The organism is Acinetobacter sp. YH01008 (assembly GCF_013420435.1).
Lineage (GTDB): Bacteria > Pseudomonadota > Gammaproteobacteria > Pseudomonadales > Moraxellaceae > Acinetobacter > Acinetobacter pseudolwoffii.
In genome coordinates this window covers 13,773-32,369 of the sequence record NZ_VOYD01000012.1, presented here as the reverse complement: position 1 = coordinate 32,369, position 18,597 = coordinate 13,773, and the positions used below count along the sequence as shown (strand labels likewise).

Here is an 18,597-nt window from a genome sequence, read left to right as displayed (position 1 = left end):
CACAGTTTTAATAAAACACTACATTATAAATTTAATTTTATTATTCAGTTACTTATTTAGAAAAGATTACATAAGATTACGCTATTCACATTGCTGTAACTTTCCTTTGATTGACGATCTTTGAAATTACTCTAGACTGAAAGTTGTAACAAAAAGTGTAATGTTTTTAACTAAAGATTTGAGGGGTAGTAACCATGAAAAAATTAGCGATTGCTTCGGCACTACTTTCAGCAATAGCAATGACAGGTACAGCAGCACATGCTTACCAGGCAGAAATTGGTGCATCAGCAGGCGTATTTGATCCTGATAACGGTGGAACCAGTGGCTCTTTCGGTGTTGATGGTACATATTACTTCAATCCAGTTCAAACACGTAATGCACCATTAGCAGAGGCAGCTTTCCTTGATCGTGCCAGTAACGTAAATGCTCACTATCAATATAATGAGATTGGTGACAGTGAAGCGCATCGTTATGGCGTAGGTGCAGAGTATTTCGTACCGAATTCTGACTTTTACCTGAGCGGTAACGTGAATGGTCATGATCTGCAAGATAATGATGAGATTGATAACGATTTAACTACTTACGGTGTAGAAGTTGGTTATTTACCAGCTCCAGGTCTATTGATTGCGGCGGGTGTAAAAGGTTGGGATAACGACAATGATGATGGTGTAGATCCAACACTTCGCGCCAAATACGTGACTACACTTAGTAATGGTAAAGATATCAACCTGGAAGCAGGTGCAGCTTTTGGTGATCTAGATGAATACAATCTGGCAGCAGATTATTTCATTGACAAAACCTTCAGTGTCGGTGCTGATTATCACAACAATGATATTACGGATCGCAGCGAATTCGGTATCAATGCACGTAAGTTCATTAACCAGCAAGTGAGCCTGGAAGGCCGTGTCGGCTTTGGTGAACAGTTCAACAATGACTATAATACTTTTGGTGTAGCAGCGAAATACCGCTTCTAATCTAAAACCACAGATTAGTCATTTATAAAAAACCCATCCTCGGATGGGTTTTTTTATTGCACTCTTAACCAGCATTTAGGTATTTTTTGCACATTGACTCGGCGAATATAAACTGTACAATTTGTTACAACTGTTAATAATACAGTCATATTTTTATAACAAAGAGAGAAATTTAAATGCTTAAGAAACTTACTCTTGCTACAGCACTTATTGCTAGCCTAGGAACTGCACATGCTTACCAAACTGAACTTAATGTTGGGTATGAAAATACTGATATTGATAATGTTGGGGATCTAGATACATTTTTCATCAATGGAAAATACTACTTAAACGCTGTCCAAGTTAAAAACTCTCCACTTGCAGAAGCGGCTTTCCTAAATAAAGCAAGTAATATTGGCTTAGGTTATGCCAATGCCAGCGGTGATGGCGATGAAGATATTGATGTGTTTGGTGTAAGTGGTGAGTTTTATATTCCAAATACTCAATTTTATGTAAGCGGTACTATTAACCAAGTTGATTTTGCAGGTGACGATAATACCGGTTATGCGCTTGAAGTAGGTTACCTACCAGTTACTGGCTTGTTGCTAGCAGTAGGTGCCGCAAATGAAAGCGTAGACCCAGTTCAAGTGGCAAACTATGGTTTCACCGCAAATCTTTCAAATGCACTTACTGTAGGTGATGACACTTCATTATCTTTACGTGCCAAATACGTGACTCAAATTGGCAATCATTTCACCAATTTTGAAGGTTTAACTTATATTGGTGATGAAACAACCTATCGCTTAGCTGCTGATCTTTATATCGATCCAACTCTCAGTGTAGGTCTATCTATTGCTGATTCTACTGCAGATGGTTCAGATACACTGTTCGGTATTAAAGCTCAAAAATTCTTTACGCCAACTATTGCAGCAGGTGTAAATTACCACACAACTGACGGTATTGACTCGTTTGGTATCAATGGTACTTTCCGCTTCTAATCATTCCGATTAAAAGTCAAAAAACCGCTCACTCGAGCGGTTTTTTATGGCCTATTGTTCTAAATGAATAATCCGCATTTGCAAGCTGACATTGCCATTAAAGACATTTTTATCCAGCTCATAGACCAAACGCGTATCTTTCATCGGATCAAATTCATATTTATCGGCTGCATTGAAGGCGATCGCATCAATCACCTGCCCATTTTCCAAAGCCACGCGTAATTTAAGATGTACATCTTTGAGCCAACGATAGTCCATAATCTTGAAGATCCCTTCAAAAATAGGTGGAGGGAATTTTTGCCCCCACGGACTTAAATGTTGCAGGATATCGACTGTTTCGATCTGGAAAGCCGAAGCGGATAGCTCCCCATCCGTCCATAAAGTCGCAGTGAATAAATCCGCGTCCATCGTAGCAATCAGTGCTTCAAAGACCTGCTTAAATTCAGCAAAATTTTCTTTTTTCAGGGTTAAACCCGCTGCTGCTGCATGCCCGCCAAAATGACTGACTAAATGTGGATATTGCTCCGCCACCTGTTCAATCGCATCACGGATATGAATCCCTTCAATCGAACGCGCCGAACCCTTGATATGTCTCCCATCTTCATCTGCGGCAAAGACAATACTCGGACGATGAAACTGCTCTTTTAAACGCCCCGCCACAATACCAATGACACCTTGATGCCAATGCTGTTCAAACATGATTAATGCAGCCGGCAATTCAGTTTCGTCTAGCTGGATTTTCTCAAGTTCGTTTAAAGCGTCCTGCTTGATTTTAGCTTCGACCTGACGGCGTTCAACATTCAGTTGATTCAGCTGTTCAGCCAATGGATAAGCCGTGGCCAGATCCGGTGCCAATAGACACTCGATCCCGATGTCCATGGTTTCCATCCGTCCGGCTGCATTAATTCGCGGCCCTAAGACAAAACCAAGATCTTGTGCTTTTAGACCTGCCGGATCACGTTTTGCAATATCCAGTAGCGCACTGATCCCCGCGCGGCACTGCCCTTGCTGAATCCGTTTCAAGCCCGCATCGACCAGAATCCGGTTGTTATAGTCCAGACTGGCGACATCGGCATAAGTACCGAGTGCTACCAGATCAAGATAATGAATAATTTGAGTGGTCGATTTTCCAAGTTTTTTGCGATGGGTCGACAGATTGGCCAGCACATAAAACGCCACCCCGACCCCGGCCAAGGCTTTGCTGGGGAAATCACAACCCAGCTGATTCGGATTGACCACCGCTTCGGCTTCAGGTGTCGGCTTGGTGGTCAGGTGATGATCGGTAATAATCACCTGCATACCATGATCTTGCGCCTGTTTCACTCCTGCATGGCTGGAAATACCATTGTCCACGGTAATCAGCAGATCAGGCGTGAAATTGACGAAAGCCAGATCGGCAATGGCAGCAGTCAGACCATAGCCATACTTAAAACGGTCTGGTACCAGATACTCGACCTTGGCGCCCATATCACGTAGAGCCAGCACCATGAGTGCAGTACTGGTTGCACCATCGGCATCGTAATCGCCGACAATCACGATTTTCTGGCCACGATCAATTGCCTGATCGATCAACTGAATCGCATCCGTCAGGCCTTTCATGGTCGGTGCCAGCAGATGCTTGAGTTTAAGCTCAAGTTCCTGCTCGGACTCCACCCCGCGACGGGCCAGAATTTCAGCCACAAATGCTGGAACACCCTGAAAATTTTCAGGACGGGTCAGAAAGGGGCGCTGTTTGATGTCAAGTTTTGGCATGATTTTTGGCATAATCAAGGCATCAAGCGTTGCAATTGCCATGCACCGTCAATTTTCTCATAGCTTAAACGATCATGCAGACGGTTCGGACGGCCCTGCCAGAATTCATAATAATCGGGTTCGAGACGATAACCGCCCCAAAACTCCGGTTTATCCAGCTGTTGCTGATTCGCCACCTGATTATGCAAATCCCAGAAACGCTGTTGCAGCTCTTCACGGCTGGCAATTACCCCACTTTGCGGGGTGCTGATATGCGCAGCAATCTGGCTGTCACGTGGGCGTTTATGATAGTAATCAGTCGACTCCTGTTCAGAAATCTTGATGACTTTACCACTCACCCGAATCTGACGTTCCTGATCCTGCCAATAGAACAATAATTCAGCATACGGATTTTCGGCCAGATCCAAACCTTTTTGGCTGTCATAATTGGTATAGAAGTCATAGCCGGCTTCAGTCGCCCCGCGCAGTAATACGGTACGCACATGCGGACGACCTTGAGCATCCGCCGTTGCCAATGACATGGCATAGGGTTCATGCAGCTTCGCTTCTAGTGCATGGTTAAACCATTGCAAGAACTGCATATGCGGATTCGGGTTGACCTGCTGTTCTTGCAGCTCGCCTTTCTGATAATTCAGGCGTAGCTCACTCAGATCTTTGATCAGATCACTCATTCTTTCTTCCTCTAAGCGGCATTGGCACGTACAGCATCAGCTAATGAATTTGCCAGTGCAGTCACTTCACTTAAATCTTCGCCTTCCACCATGACACGAATCACCGGTTCAGTACCTGATTTACGAATCAACAAGCGGCCACGCCCTTTAAGCTGCTGTTCGGCTTTTTCAAATTCAGCGGCCAAGGCCGGTACTGAATAAGGATCAAACATGGCATCTAAACGCACATTGACCAGGACATTTGGCAACAGTTGAAAATCAGCCACCAGCTCATGCAGGGCTTTCTTCTGTTCAACCATGACTGTCAGCACTTGCAAGGCGGCAATAATGGCATCGCCGGTGGTGCTCTTGTCCAAGGTCAGAATATGCCCAGAAGGCTCGCCACCAATCGTCCAGCCGTTTTCTTCCAGACCTTGCAACACATAACGGTCGCCGACTTTGGCACGTAATAATGGCACTTGAGCTTTTTCCAGTGCCAGTTCCAGTGCCATATTGCTCATTAAGGTACCGACGATACCTGCCGGCTTTTTCGAGCTTTGCGTGGCAAGAATATACAGAATATGGTCGCCATCAATCAGCTTTCCAGACTTATCCACCAGAACTACACGGTCGGCATCGCCATCAAAAGCAACACCTAAGTCGGCCTGATGCTGGATCACGGCTTGTTGCAAGCTTTCAGGATGAGTCGAACCACAGTCTTTATTGATATTTAACCCGGTCGGTTCATTATGAATGGCAATCACACGTGCGCCCAGCTCACGGAACACAGCAGGCCCGACGTTATAGGCGGCACCATTGGCACAATCCACCACAATGGTGAGTTCATTCAAGTCCAGATGATAGGGGAAAGTCGATTTACAGAATTCAATATAGCGACCATTAGCATCTTTGACCCGGATACTTTTACCCAGGCTCGCGGTATCTTCAATGATGAAATCTTGTTCAAGTTCCTGATTGATTTCTTCTTGCAAGGCATCCGGTAATTTCTTGCCTTCCGCCGAGAAAAACTTAATACCGTTATCGAAATACGGATTATGCGAAGCAGAAATTACAATTCCCAGGCTGGCATGCAAGGCGCGGGTCAAATGGGCAATCGCCGGTGTTGGCAGTGGGCCTAAAAGATGAACATAGACGCCAGCCGCATTTAAACCTGCCTGCAAGGCGGCTTCCAGGATATAGCCAGACAAACGGGTATCTTTACCCAAAACCACCAAGGGCTTGGCTTTTTTACTATGACGCTTTAAAACCTTACCGGCTGCAAACCCCAATTTCAGGGCAAACTCAGGGGTAATCGGCAATTCGCCAAACTTTCCACGAATACCATCCGTACCAAAATAACTCATCTTTATCTCACTTCTTAGCGGATGATTGATCTCACCCATTTTTTCCCTGTGCCACACTTTACACCAAAATAAAAAAGCCGTCATTTGCATGACGGCTTTTAAAAATTTTAAATCACAGGAGATTAACCCACGCGATAGTTGGGTGCTTCTTTGGTAATGGTCACATCATGCACATGTGATTCCGACATACCGGCAGAAGTGATTTTCACAAACTTGGCATTTTGACGCAGGTCTTCAATCACGGCAGAACCGGTATAACCCATCGAAGAACGTAGGCCGCCCATCATCTGATGCACGATATTGCCCATTGGACCTTTGTACGGTACGCGACCTTCAATGCCTTCAGGAACCAGTTTCTCGGCACCGGCTTTAGAGTCCTGGAAGTAACGGTCAGCCGAACCGGTTGCACCCGCCATGGCACCCAACGAACCCATACCGCGGTAGGCTTTGTAGTAACGGCCCTGGAAGAATTCAACTTCGCCCGGTGCTTCTTCAGTACCGGCCATCAATGAACCAACCATAATGGTACTTGCACCCGCACCAATCGCTTTGGCCATATCGCCAGAGAAACGGATACCACCATCCGCGATCAACGGAATCTGATCTTTCAGCGCATTGGCCACAGAATCGATTGCAGAAATTTGCGGCATACCAATACCGGCCACAATACGTGTGGTACAGATTGAACCCGGACCAATCCCGACTTTAACCGCATCCGCACCTGCATCAAGTAAGGCCAATGCAGCATCGCCAGTTGCGATGTTACCGCCAATCACCTGAACTTGTGGATAGTTGGCTTTCACCCAACGTACCCGCTCGATCACACCCGCAGAATGACCATGTGCTGTATCGACAACAATCGCATCGACACCGGCTTCAACCAGCGCTTCAACACGGCTTGGAGTTTCTGCACCGGTACCGACTGCAGCACCGACACGTAGACGACCTAAATCATCTTTACAGCTGTTTGGATAAAGTTCAGCTTTACGGAAATCTGTCACCGTAATCAAGCCTTTCAGCTCTTGCTGATCATTCACCACCAATACTTTTTCAATACGGTGCTGCTGTAATAAGGCTTGGATATTTTCTTTCGATTCGCCTTCGCGAACTGTTACCAGACGATCCTGACCAGTCATGATGTTGCTGACTGGCTGCTCAAGATTGGTTTCAAAGCGTGTATCGCGACCTGTCACAATACCGACCACTTTGCCGTCTTTCACCACTGGTACACCACTGATATTGTTGGCTTGAGTCAAAGCAATCAATTCACGTACTGTGGTTTCAGGAGTAACTGTAATCGGGTCTTTGACCATACCCGCTTCGAATTTTTTCACACGGCGCACTTCTGCAGCCTGAACAGCGATATCCATGTTCTTGTGCAAAATACCGATACCACCGTTTTGCGCCATTGCAATTGCCATACGGGACTCAGTCACCGTATCCATCGCTGCAGACACAAGAGGAATATTCAGGTTAATGCCACGGGTCAGGCGTGTCTTTAGAGAGACATCTTTTGGGAGAACAGTAGAATAGGCAGGGAGTAATAGGACATCATCGAAGGTTAACGCGTCTTGAACGATGGTCAACATAACAGTCTCACTGGTAATTTCCGTGCACTATTATAAACAAATATCGACTTAAATTTCATTGCAATTGCAAAATTATTTTTGCATTAAAATAGTTTTGAGGGCTGGATTTTTTCCAGTGAATCAATTTGAGAACTACGACATCAGAAAAGAACTGACCACAGTAGCCTGATGCTTGAACTCAATCCCGATACTTTGAAAAGCTAAAAAGCAGAGCCTAAACTCTGCTTTGGGTCGATTTAGCTGACGTATTCAAAACTGTCATCATTGTCAGCTTCATCATTTTCAATCTGAATAAAAGGCAACATATTATGTGCCAAACGGGCTTTATTGCATTGATCATCGGCGATCTGTACTTCTTTGCAGGATGAACTGCGCAGCTCATACATACCGCAACTGACCTGCTGGCCAATGGTGCCATCCAGTGCAATACAGCGTGGATTTTTTTGATTGGTTCCAGCCATACATGAATAAACTGCTGTTACAGGTTCCGTATAATGCTCAGGCATATGAATCCCTTCAGCCCAGTAAAACGAAACCCTGAAATAGGCGCAGCACGCCCCGCAGCTTAAACATGCATCTGGTGTTGGAACTTGAGATAACATTTCTTATAAGTTCTCATGATCAAAAAAAAGTTTTTTGGAGAAGAAATATAAAAAATGTTGTTTTTCTACACAAGAAAAATGTTGTTTTTCTACACAAGAAAAATTTTATTTTTCTGTGAACTATTCAGGACAGGTAAAAACAGTTTCGTCCATCAGGTCGGTGCCACATTGCAGCGTTTCAATCCAGTCCAGAAACTGGGTGATCTGCTCTTTACCCATAAAAGGCGTGCCATGCTGCGGCACAATCATCTCGATATCCATGCCCCGCACCATGTTCACCCAAAGACGAATCACCTTGTTATTGCACATATAACGCTGATGAAAGCTTTTCATTTTTGGGATATGCGCAGCAAAGTTTTCCAATGGTTTGGCAGCATCATCGACCATCGATGCACCCATATCTCCCGAAAACAGGATCTTGGCAATCGGATCATAAAACTGGAAATTGCCCACCGAATGCAGAAAATGCGCTGGCACCGCCACGATATTGGCATTGCCCAGGGGAACGATCTGGCCGTGATCCGGGAGCTCGACCAGCCGATCCAGCCAGTTGCCTTTCATCCGGTCACTCATAAAGGCCGAGTTTAAATGTGGCAAAAAACGCGCCCAGAGCTTGGAAGCCACCACTTTGGCATCGGTATATACCAGCCAGCGTGGCATCGAAGTAATGATGTCAGGATCCTGATGCGAAGCCATGACATAATCCAGATTGGTCAACCGGGTGTATTTATTCAGTTCCATGGTTAGCGGAACATAGGTGAGATCACCACCCGGATCGAGTACCGCCGCCCGCTCGTTATCAATGATTAAAAACTGGTTTGCCTGAACGCCTTCACCTTTGACCAGACTGGTAAAACTGATGCATTTATGTGTCCCGTTATCAAACAGGACCTGCGATGTGGTGCGTTCAAAAACCATGTATATATTCCCCGATTTAAATTTAAAAGTGCTGTTTTATACCCATATAACATATAAGTATTTAGTTGAACTTACAATCAATAAAACTGGCCATATCACACTACTTATCAAAGTTTTAAGCTTATTTTAGGCATAAAAAATCCTGAGCTTTTAGCTCAGGATTCATGCAATTATTACTGTATTTTTAAAATAAATAATATTGAAGCAGAGTGGCGACACCAATCACCAGGAAAATGGCCGCGCCAATTTTATGAATCAGGCTGATCGGCAGCCTGTTCGCCAGTTTATCTCCTAGAAATACCGCAGGTGCATTGGCCAGCATCATCCCCAAAGTGGTACCGAGCATCACCCAGAATATACTATCGAAACGTGCTGCCAGCGCGACTGTGGCAATCTGGGTTTTATCGCCAATTTCTGCCAGAAAGAACAAAATGAAGGTTGCAGCAAATACCCCGAATTTTTGCCATTTATTGATACTGGCATTTTCATCTCCGAGTTCATCCGGAATCAGCATCCAGGCCGCCATCGCAATAAAACCAATCGACACAATCCACAGCAACACTTCCGGCCCAATCACCGTGGTGATCCATTGCCCCAATACCGCAGAAAGGCCATGGTTAATCAGCGTCGCCAATAAAATAGCAACTAAAATAGGAATGGGTTTGCGAAAACGTGCGGCAAGCAGCAAAGCCAGCAGTTGGGTTTTATCACCCATTTCAGCCAGTGCCACGATTGCGGTCGACAGTAAGAATTCATACATGAGGTCTTTCTCTGGCTAGCATCCAATACCAATGACTCACCGCTCCTGCTAGCCAAAATCTGCAGAGTGGTAAATCAAAGGTCTTGCCAACAAAAGAAAGCTTCGAGAAGCTCATTTGGTTCTTTGCTATGATGACCATGTCCGGTTCAGGACAAATATGTTGACCATCACCCTTCTGCTTTGCGCAAAAGGCGGCTACTCCCCAATGAAGTGCGCCAAGTATAGAATCAAATCCATTATTTTTCAATGTGGCAAAAATAAACCCCGCCGAAGCAAGGTTTATGATTGAAATGATCTGATCAGATTAGATCAATAAAGTACGAATATCTTTAAGCAGCTGGGTCAGCTTGTTGGTGAAACGCGCAGCATCTGCACCATTAATCACACGGTGATCGTATGACAAAGACAACGGTAGCATCAAGCGTGGATCAAAACCTTCACCATTCCAGACCGGTTGCATGGTGGCAGGTGAAATTCCCAGAATTGCCACTTGCGGCCAGTTCACCAGCGGCGTAAATGCCGTACCACCAATTGAGCCCAGGCTGGTAATGGTAAAGTTCGCCCCTTGCAGATCTTTCGGCGACAATTTCTTGTCACGCGCTTTTTGACCCAAGCTTCCCAGCTCAGTGGCAATCTGTTTAATCGACTTCTGATCGGGATGACGCAATACCGGAACCGTTAAACCATCTGGCGTTGCCACCGCGATCCCCATATGGATCTCGTTACGTAGCAGGACTGACTTGCCATCATCGGCCAAGTGACCAGCAAACTCGCACTCTTCTTTTAACAAGTGCGCAACTGCTTTGATGATGAAGGCCATAATGGTCAGGCTCAGGCCTTCTTTCTTGAAGTTGCCTTTCAGCTCATTACGCCACGCTTCCAGTTCAGTAATATCGGCTGCATCAAACTGGGTCACTTGCGGAATGAAATTATTCAGCGACAACTGCGGAATAGACACTTGTTGCAAACGCGTCAAGGCTTTTTCTTCCACACCACCAAAAGCACTAAAGTCTGGCAATTTTGGTAGACCTGCGGCTTGAACAGCAGCGGCTACAGGAGCAGCCTGCGGCGCAGTCAGGCGCGCTTTGACATAAGCCTTCAGATCTTCTTTCATCACCCGGGCATTGGAACCTGAAGCCTGAACTTCTGACAATACTACGCCCAGTTCACGTGCCAGTTTACGTACAGCAGGGCCGGCATAGACTTTCGAGTTGGCGACATTCTGCTCTTTCGTCAGCTTGTCGGCATTGTCAGAGGTCGCCACCGCTGGAGTAGAAGATGCCGCAGGTGCTGCTTTGGTGGTCTCTACTGGTGCAACAGCTGCTTTCGGTGCTTCCGCTTTAGCCGCAACAGGTGCAGCCTCTGCTTGCGCTTCAGCTTGAATTGTCATCAGTGCAATGCCTTCAGAGACATTTTGTCCCAGCTCAACATGAATCGCCTTGATCACCCCAGCAGTTGTGCTTGGCACTTCAACCGTGGCTTTGTCTGATTCCACCACGATGATGCTCTGGTCTTTTTCAACCGTATCACCGACAGAAACCAGAATTTCAGCCACAGCTGCTTTGTCTACACCCAGATCAGGCACCATCACTTCAACATCACCCGCAGGTGCTGCTGCAGCTTGAGCCACTGGCTCCGCTTTAGCATCTTGAACTGGCGCAGCTTCAGCTTTTGGCGCTTCTGCTGCAACAGTCGGGGTCGATCCTGAAGTTTTCACTTTTAGAATCACCACACCTTCTTTAATCGTGTCGCCTTCTTTAATGTCGATGGATTCCACCGTACCTGCAACCGTACTTGGCACTTCAACAGTCGCCTTGTCCGATTCCACCACCACGATGCTTTGATCCACCTCGATTTCATCACCGACAGAGACCAAAATTTCACCGACAGTGGCTTTCTCTACACCAATATCGGGGACTTGAACATCGACCACTTGTGAACTTGCTTGAGCCTCAGGCGCAGCAGAAACTTTTGGCTGATGTGATGCCAGTTCTTGCATGATTTCCTGATCAGGCAAAGACGTAGGTGTATTTTCTGAGGTTTTTTGTGAGGCATCTGCTTGCTGTGGCTCGACCACATCCGTACTGCCATCTTCAGCTTGCAGTTCAATCAGTACCGCGCCTTCAGTCACTTCATCACCCTGACTGACCAGAATGCTTTTCACCACCCCTGCTGAAGTGCTGGGCACTTCAACAGAGGCTTTATCGGATTCAAGCAACACGATGCTGTCATCAATCGCAATCGTATCACCGACTTTGACCAGAATTTCGGCCACGGTTGCCTGATCTACACCAATATCGGGAGTCGTAATTTGCATGCTTAGTTCTCCTCTTTGTAGTCAGCAACAGCATGTACAGATGGGGTGTCTTGCGGTGCCCAAGCCACCGGACGATCGGTATCCAGCTCAAACGTCGAGATCGCGTCTTTCACCAGGCGCGGATCAACTTCACCTTCATCTGCCAGTTTTTTCAGAGTTGCCACCACAATATGGGCAGCATCGACACCGAAGTAGCTACGTAAATTACCACGTGTATCTGAACGGCCATAACCATCGGTACCGAGTGCCACAAATGGGCGGCCATCTGGAAGATAGGCACGAATCTGTTCGCTATAGGCACGCATATGATCAGTTGCAGACACCACAATACCTTCGGTACCGCGTAGCTGTTTCGATATCCATGCTTCTTTCACATCCTCAGCCAGTGGATGCAGGCGGTTGTATTCTTCACATGCCATACCATCACGTGCCAGTTCATTGAAGCTGGTGACACTGTAGACATTTGAGTGAATTTGATATTCCTCACGCAGAATCTTCGCCGCCTTGATCACTTCACGCAGGATCACACCCGAGCCCAGTAACTGAACCGTGGCTTTTTCATCTTCTTCCAGTAAGTACATACCACGCTTGATGCCTTCTTCAACACCTTTTGGCATTTCCGGATGCTCGTAGTTTTCGTTCATCACGGTCAGGTAATAGAACACACGTTCCTGATTGACATACATACGTTGTAAACCGTCATGCACGATCACTGCCAGTTCATAACCAAAACATGGGTCATAAGAGACACAGTTTGGAATGGTATTGGCCAGAATATGGGAATGACCGTCCTGATGCTGCAAGCCTTCGCCGTTTAGTGTAGTACGACCTGCAGTTGCACCGAGCAAGAAACCTTGTGCCTGTGCATCACCGGCTGCCCATGCAATATCACCGATACGCTGGAAACCGAACATCGAGTAGTACATGTACATCGGGATCATTGGCAGGTTATTGGTTGAATAACTGGTGCCTAACGCGGCCCAGGCACTCATGGCGCCGGCTTCGTTAATTCCTTCTTGCAACATGTGTCCGTCTTTGGCTTCACGATAATGCATCAACTGTTCTTGGTCTTCAGGCGTATATTTCTGACCATGCGCAGCATAGATACCGAGCTGGCGGAACATGCCCTCCAAACCAAAAGTACGTGCTTCATCTGGCACAATCGGAACAACACGGTCTTTAATTGCTTTCTCTTTAAGAAGCGCAGAGATTAAACGTACCATCACCATCGTGGTCGATTGTTCTTTACCATTTGAACCGGCCAAGACCGAATCAAATACTGAAAGTCCAGGAATCGCCAGCTGTTCGCTTTCCTTACGACGTGCCGGCAGATAACCACCCAGCGCCTCACGACGCGCCTTCATATATTTGATTTCAGGTGAGTTTTCGCTTGGACGATAGAACGGTACTTCTTCCAGTTGCTCATCGGTGAACGGAAGATTGAAACGGTCACGCACATATTTCAAAGAATTGATCTGCATCTTCTTGATTTGGTGCGTTTTGTTGACTGCTTCGATTTCTTCAGACAAGCCATAACCTTTGACGGTTTTCGCCAGAATCACCGTTGGCTGACCTTTGGCCGTACATGCTTCAGCATAAGCAGCAAAAACTTTGTACGGATCGTGACCACCACGGTTCAGATTATCAATATCTTCATCGCTTAAATCTTTCACCAGCTCTGCAGCTTCAGGATATTTGCCAAAGAACTTTTCGCGTGCATAGGCACCGCCTTTGACCTGGTAACGCTGGAAATCGCCATCGACCGCTTCTTCCATCACCGCTTTCAAAGCGCCGGACTTATCTTTATCCAGCAGTGGATCCCAGTGACGGCCCCACACGACTTTAATCACACGCCAGCCTGCACCACGGAACAAGGATTCCAGTTCCTGAATGATCTTGCCATTACCACGTACCGGACCATCCAGACGTTGCAAGTTACAGTTCACCACCCAGATCAGGTTATCCAGCTTTTCACGACCTGCCAGAGAAATTGCACCCAGGCTTTCCGGCTCATCCATCTCGCCATCGCCCAAATATGCCCAGACCTTACGATCTTCTTCTTTGATCAGACCACGGTTCATCAGGTACTTCTGAATATGCGCCTGATAAATCGACATGATCGGGCCCAGACCCATCGATACAGTCGGGAACTGCCAGTAGTCCGGCATCAAATAAGGATGCGGATAAGATGGCAAACCTTTACCGCCCACTTCACGACGGAAATTATTCAGATGCTCTTCCGTCAAACGGCCTTCTAAAAATGAACGCGCATAAATACCCGGTGCACAGTGCCCTTGGTAATAGATCATGTCGCCGCCAAAGTTGTCGCTATTGGCGCGGAAGAAGTGGTTAAAGCCCACATCATAAAGGGTTGCGGAAGAAGCAAAACTTGCCAGGTGACCACCGAGGTCATCACCGGTTTTATTCGCGCGCAATACCATTGCCAAGGCATTCCAGCGGATCAGCGCACGAATCCGGCGCTCCATGTCCTGGTCGCCCGGCATTGCCGGTTGTTCTTCAACGGAAATCGTATTTAAGTAGGGAGTATTTAAACGCTGAATAGGAACATGCTTTGCAATTGCGCGTTGATAAAGTTTTTCTAATAAAAATGCTGCACGCTCGGTACCCATGTGTTGCAAAACAGAGTCAAATGCATCTTGCCATTCTTGGGTTTCTTGCGCGTCTGTATCGCCATAAAACGCCATAATCTACAGTTCCTAAAAGCCTAATTTAATGTCTTATATGTACCATATTTGAGACCTCAGCAGGTATGGCTCTGGCTGAATGCGATTTGGCAGTACTATTTAGGAACTAAATGATTGGTGACGTTTAATTACACAACATAACAAAAAATAGTCAATATAGGAGATTTATTATACATTCATTATAATAGTTGGTGATAATATCAGACTTAAAAGCGATTATCTGAAGAACCCTTCAATGTGGGTTGAAGAGCCTTAGCTTAATCGCTTTGAAATGCTTATTGGAGAGATGCTTATGTATAAAGAGCCTAATAGAAATTCAGGTCTATACTTAAGGTAACATAGCCAAATAAGTAGATGGGTTTTTACGTTGACCGTCTTTTACAACTTCATAATGCAAGTGTGGACCGGTACAGCGGCCAGTACAGCCTACATTGGCAATATGATCACCTGCCTGTACCTGCTCTCCCACACGTGCAATAAGACGTGAAGCATGAGCATAACGTGTTAAATAGCCATTGCCATGATTGATTTCAACATATTGACCATAACCCGTACCCCAACCTGATTTGGTTACAATACCTGGGCCTGTGGCATAAATTGGTGTACCACTTGGCGCTGCAAGATCAAGACCTGAGTGATTTTCAGCACGGCCACCCATGGTACGACCACCGTAATTTGAACTTACGCGAGAATTGGGTAAGGGATGAGCGATCAGCCAGGAATAAGCACTATTTGCAGCAGCTCGATTAGATGAGGTATTTGCATACTTCTGTGCCAGCGTGCGATTGTTAAGCTCAACTGGCTTTTCACGTAGCTGGACATTCAATTTGGTTTGCGCTGGAATATCGATATCATCTGGATGAGTATATGCACCCTGTGCCAGAGTACGCGTCAATTGCTCGATACGATCTGTTGAACCATTTTCTTGATTTAGATTGACTAAATCTGCAAACGCTACCGAAGCAGCTGAAACTGATAAAGAAAATGCCAACAAAATACGTCGCATATGCATAAAAAACCTCTCTAAACTGCTTTAATCGAGTTCCTTGAAGATCTCTATCCTTGATATCCACTAAAAGAAGCGCATAAGATTAAGACATAAACATGTAGGAATTATGTATGTCAGAACCTGTCAACGTTTTTCAACAAACCAGAAAACAGATAAAAACAGGAAACTTTTCGTTTCTCTCATCACAAGTTGCTGCCTGGCAGAAACTTACGAAACTCGTACAACCGCTATTGCCCCAACCGGAACGCTGGCAAGTTGTGTGCTATCAAAATGGTGTGTTAACGATTACCGGTGAAAACCAGGCCATGATCAGTCAATTGGCCTATCTTCAAAAGCAATACATTTCACAACTCTCTCAAATAAATGAATTAACAGATCTTACAAAACTTCAAGTTTGTTTGCGGAATCCTTCACAAACGCAACCTGTTGCAGCAACACCTGAAAGAGCCTTAAATGCAGAAACACAGGAATTACTTCGTGGTGCAGCTGACTTTATAAGCGACCCTAAGCTTAGCCAAGCTTTGCTACGTTTGGCAAGCAATAAAAAGTAACATAGCAATCAAATGTAATAAATTAGAAAAGCAGTATTATGCGACACATGTCACACTATTGACGCAATAACTAAAACATAAAGACACAAACACAATGACTTATGTCACATTCACATACATGATTGGACAATTGGCCTCGTCATCAAATGTTACAATTTCATAGCAGCTTGGGTCACTTTTCACATTGCGCAACAGCTGATTATTCAAAGCATGTCCAGATTTATAACCATCAAATTTGGCAATGATCTGATGTCCAAGCAGATACAAATCCCCGACTGCATCCAAAATTTTATGGCGTACAAATTCATCAGAGAACCTTAGACCCTCTTCATTCACCACTCCGGTTTCATCCACACCAATGGCATTCTCCAAACTGGCTCCCAGTGCCAGATTATTGGCTTTGAGATAATCCAGATCTTTCATAAAACCAAAGGTACGTGCTTCACTAACCTCATAAACAAAAGTTTCAGTCGAGAAATCGATACTGGCGGACTGATGTTCTTTTTTAAAAGCAGGATGATCAAAATCAATGGTGAAATTCAGCTGGAAGCCATGGTGCGGACTAAAAATGGCACGCTTATCATCAATCAGTGCTTCAACCGGTTTAATAATCTTGACGAATTTTTTCGCAGCATCCAGTTCTTGCAGACCACCTTGCATGAGCAAATAGATAAACGGGCCTGCACTGCCATCCATAATCGGCACTTCCGAGGCAGAGACTTCGATAATCAGGTTATCAATTCCTAAACCGGCAATCGCACTCATGACATGTTCAATCGTACCGACTTTGGCATTTTCCTGAACCAGATTCGAGCACATGAAAGCTTCCTGAATCAGCATCGCATCGGCAGGAATGTCGACCGGCGGATTCAGGTCAATACGACGAAACACAATTCCCCCATCGGCATGGTGCGGCACAAAGTTAATCATGACTTTTTGCCCACTGTGAAGACCGATTCCGCTCGCTTTCACGATACGTTTCAGGGTACGTTGTTTCAACATGCTTCTTTCATCTGTTCATCAATAAAACCGCTATACGTTAGCATATTTGGCCATTGAGAAAAAACAAAAAGGTGGCTTAAAAGCCACCTTTCCTGTGTAATCATGGTAAACACATGATGTTACATGTTATTTACGCTGTTGATTCTTAAGATAATCCTGAATACTCATTGGCGTTGGACGCGGGCTTGAAACTGATGCTGCAGCATTCGCTGGCGTAGCGGTTTCATGCTGTTGGCGCTGAATCGCTGGTACATCATCATCTTCTACCACAGCCTGTGAGGCTGCTGCTGGGCGCGTTGCCTGTACATTGGTACGTTTGGTCGGTTCAACTGAATCCGCTGCATGACGGGTTAAACCCGTTGCAATCACGGTCACACTGATTTCATCACGTGCATCCGGATCAAATACCGTACCGTAGAACACCTGACCTTCATCCAAATCGACAATCTGGTTAACAACATCGGTGATTTCTTCAATTTCACCGAAAGTGACATCATCGCCACCCGTTACGTTAATCAGAATACCTTTGGCATTCATGATGGTTACGTTATCGAGTAATGGGCTACGAATAGCCTGTTCAGCAGCCTGACGGGCACGGTTTTCACCACGGCCTAAACCAACACCCATCATGGCATAACCACGAGTACTCATCGCTGTTTTCAAATCGGCGAAGTCAAGGTTAATATGACCCGGACGTACCACAAGATCAAAAATACTGCGTACCGCATTCAGTAGCACATCATCCGCTTTTTTATAGGCATCTTTCATTGAAATATCACGGAAGACTTTCAATAAACGCTGATTTGGAATGATAATCAATGAGTCGACATGCTGCTCAAGCGCTTCAATGCCTTTTTCCGCAGATTGTAAACGGCGCTTGCCCTCAAAGTTGAATGGCGTCGTCACTACACCAACCGTCAGGATACCCATTTCTTTGGCAATTTCAGCAACCACTGGCGCAGCACCCGTTCCGGTACCACCGCCCATACCCGCAGTGACAAAGACCATATCGGTCCCTTCAAGCTGCTGGCGGATCAGTTCACGGCTTTCTTCTGCGGCAGTCTGACCCACTTGCGGATTGGCACCTGCACCCAGACCACGGGTACTTTGCTCACCCAGCTGAATTTTAAATTCGGCTTCCATGCGATCGAGTGCCTGCTTGTCCGTATTGGCACAAACAAACTTTACGCCCTGGATATCAGACTGCAACATGTGTTGTACAGCATTACCACCCGCACCGCCTACACCAAACACAGTGAAACGGGCTTGACCATTGCTATCGCTATGATCGTCTTCGAAAAATTCAAATGAGGCCATGACCTATAAAATTCCTAATTCATAATTGGCAGTCACTAAGCCCGTACACTGCCTTAATCTTAATAAAATTGTTTTTAAGAATGCTGCTCATGCGTTAACTTGTCAAGTAC

General features: G+C 45.7%; 15 protein-coding genes and 1 riboswitch. Of the genes, 3 read left to right on the top strand and 12 right to left on the bottom strand.

Annotated elements, in window-relative coordinates:
* Positions 1-194 precede the first annotated feature (194 nt).
* Complete coding sequence (locus tag FTT75_RS08530) at positions 195-974, top strand: putative porin (RefSeq protein WP_005095060.1); 780 nt, start codon at positions 195-197, stop codon at positions 972-974.
* A gap of 176 nt (positions 975-1,150) precedes the next feature.
* The gene (locus FTT75_RS08525) at positions 1,151-1,951 is read left to right on the top strand and encodes a putative porin (RefSeq protein ID WP_180186248.1); all 801 of its coding nucleotides are present in this window, start codon (positions 1,151-1,153) and stop codon (positions 1,949-1,951) included.
* Positions 1,952-2,002: 51 nt separating this feature from the next.
* Here FTT75_RS08525 and recJ read toward each other — a convergent pair whose 3' ends face one another.
* From recJ to FTT75_RS08475, 10 genes are all read right to left on the bottom strand, one after another.
* Positions 2,003-3,703, bottom strand: coding sequence for a single-stranded-DNA-specific exonuclease RecJ (gene recJ / locus FTT75_RS08520; RefSeq protein WP_180186269.1), 1,701 nt, complete (start codon positions 3,701-3,703; stop codon positions 2,003-2,005).
* A gap of 14 nt (positions 3,704-3,717) precedes the next feature.
* Positions 3,718-4,374, bottom strand: coding sequence for a pyridoxamine 5'-phosphate oxidase (gene pdxH / locus FTT75_RS08515; protein ID WP_005173224.1), 657 nt, complete (start codon positions 4,372-4,374; stop codon positions 3,718-3,720).
* Between the two features lie 11 nt (positions 4,375-4,385).
* Positions 4,386-5,717 (bottom strand): phosphoglucosamine mutase, encoded by a 1,332-nt coding sequence (gene glmM, locus FTT75_RS08510; RefSeq protein WP_034608847.1) that lies wholly within the window; start codon positions 5,715-5,717, stop codon positions 4,386-4,388.
* 122 nt (positions 5,718-5,839) lie between these two features.
* The gene (gene guaB, locus FTT75_RS08505) at positions 5,840-7,306 is read right to left on the bottom strand and encodes an IMP dehydrogenase (protein WP_005095051.1); all 1,467 of its coding nucleotides are present in this window, start codon (positions 7,304-7,306) and stop codon (positions 5,840-5,842) included.
* A gap of 236 nt (positions 7,307-7,542) precedes the next feature.
* Positions 7,543-7,908 carry a YkgJ family cysteine cluster protein gene (locus FTT75_RS08500; RefSeq protein ID WP_074383866.1) on the bottom strand — a complete coding sequence of 122 codons (366 nt, stop codon included), beginning with the start codon at positions 7,906-7,908 and terminating at the stop codon, positions 7,543-7,545.
* Between the two features lie 120 nt (positions 7,909-8,028).
* Entirely contained in the window at positions 8,029-8,826 is a 798-nt protein-coding gene (locus FTT75_RS08495) for an MBL fold metallo-hydrolase (RefSeq protein WP_100354932.1), read from the bottom strand.
* 184 nt (positions 8,827-9,010) lie between these two features.
* The gene (locus FTT75_RS08490) at positions 9,011-9,586 is read right to left on the bottom strand and encodes a TMEM165/GDT1 family protein (RefSeq protein WP_159516485.1); all 576 of its coding nucleotides are present in this window, start codon (positions 9,584-9,586) and stop codon (positions 9,011-9,013) included.
* A 73-nt stretch (positions 9,587-9,659) separates the two neighbouring features.
* A riboswitch (yybP-ykoY riboswitch) is annotated at positions 9,660-9,802 on the bottom strand.
* Positions 9,803-9,890: 88 nt separating this feature from the next.
* Complete coding sequence (locus FTT75_RS08485) at positions 9,891-11,903, bottom strand: 2-oxo acid dehydrogenase subunit E2 (RefSeq protein ID WP_180186247.1); 2,013 nt, start codon at positions 11,901-11,903, stop codon at positions 9,891-9,893.
* 2 nt (positions 11,904-11,905) lie between these two features.
* Positions 11,906-14,608 (bottom strand): pyruvate dehydrogenase (acetyl-transferring), homodimeric type, encoded by a 2,703-nt coding sequence (gene aceE, locus FTT75_RS08480; RefSeq protein WP_180186246.1) that lies wholly within the window; start codon positions 14,606-14,608, stop codon positions 11,906-11,908.
* 328 nt (positions 14,609-14,936) lie between these two features.
* Positions 14,937-15,620 carry a M23 family metallopeptidase gene (locus FTT75_RS08475; RefSeq protein ID WP_005173245.1) on the bottom strand — a complete coding sequence of 228 codons (684 nt, stop codon included), beginning with the start codon at positions 15,618-15,620 and terminating at the stop codon, positions 14,937-14,939.
* Positions 15,621-15,727: 107 nt separating this feature from the next.
* Between FTT75_RS08475 and FTT75_RS08470 the strand changes: the two genes are divergently transcribed.
* A complete protein-coding gene (locus FTT75_RS08470) occupies positions 15,728-16,168 on the top strand; it encodes a DciA family protein (RefSeq protein WP_005095034.1) in 441 nt (146 codons plus the stop codon).
* Positions 16,169-16,267: 99 nt separating this feature from the next.
* On the opposite strand, the gene lpxC is transcribed toward FTT75_RS08470, so the two are convergent.
* Together lpxC and ftsZ are read right to left on the bottom strand one after the other, a co-directional pair.
* Positions 16,268-17,170 carry a UDP-3-O-acyl-N-acetylglucosamine deacetylase gene (lpxC, locus tag FTT75_RS08465; protein ID WP_005095032.1) on the bottom strand — a complete coding sequence of 301 codons (903 nt, stop codon included), beginning with the start codon at positions 17,168-17,170 and terminating at the stop codon, positions 16,268-16,270.
* Between the two features lie 126 nt (positions 17,171-17,296).
* Positions 17,297-18,487 carry a cell division protein FtsZ gene (gene ftsZ, locus FTT75_RS08460; RefSeq protein WP_005095029.1) on the bottom strand — a complete coding sequence of 397 codons (1,191 nt, stop codon included), beginning with the start codon at positions 18,485-18,487 and terminating at the stop codon, positions 17,297-17,299.
* Between the last annotated feature and the right edge of the window lie 110 nt (positions 18,488-18,597).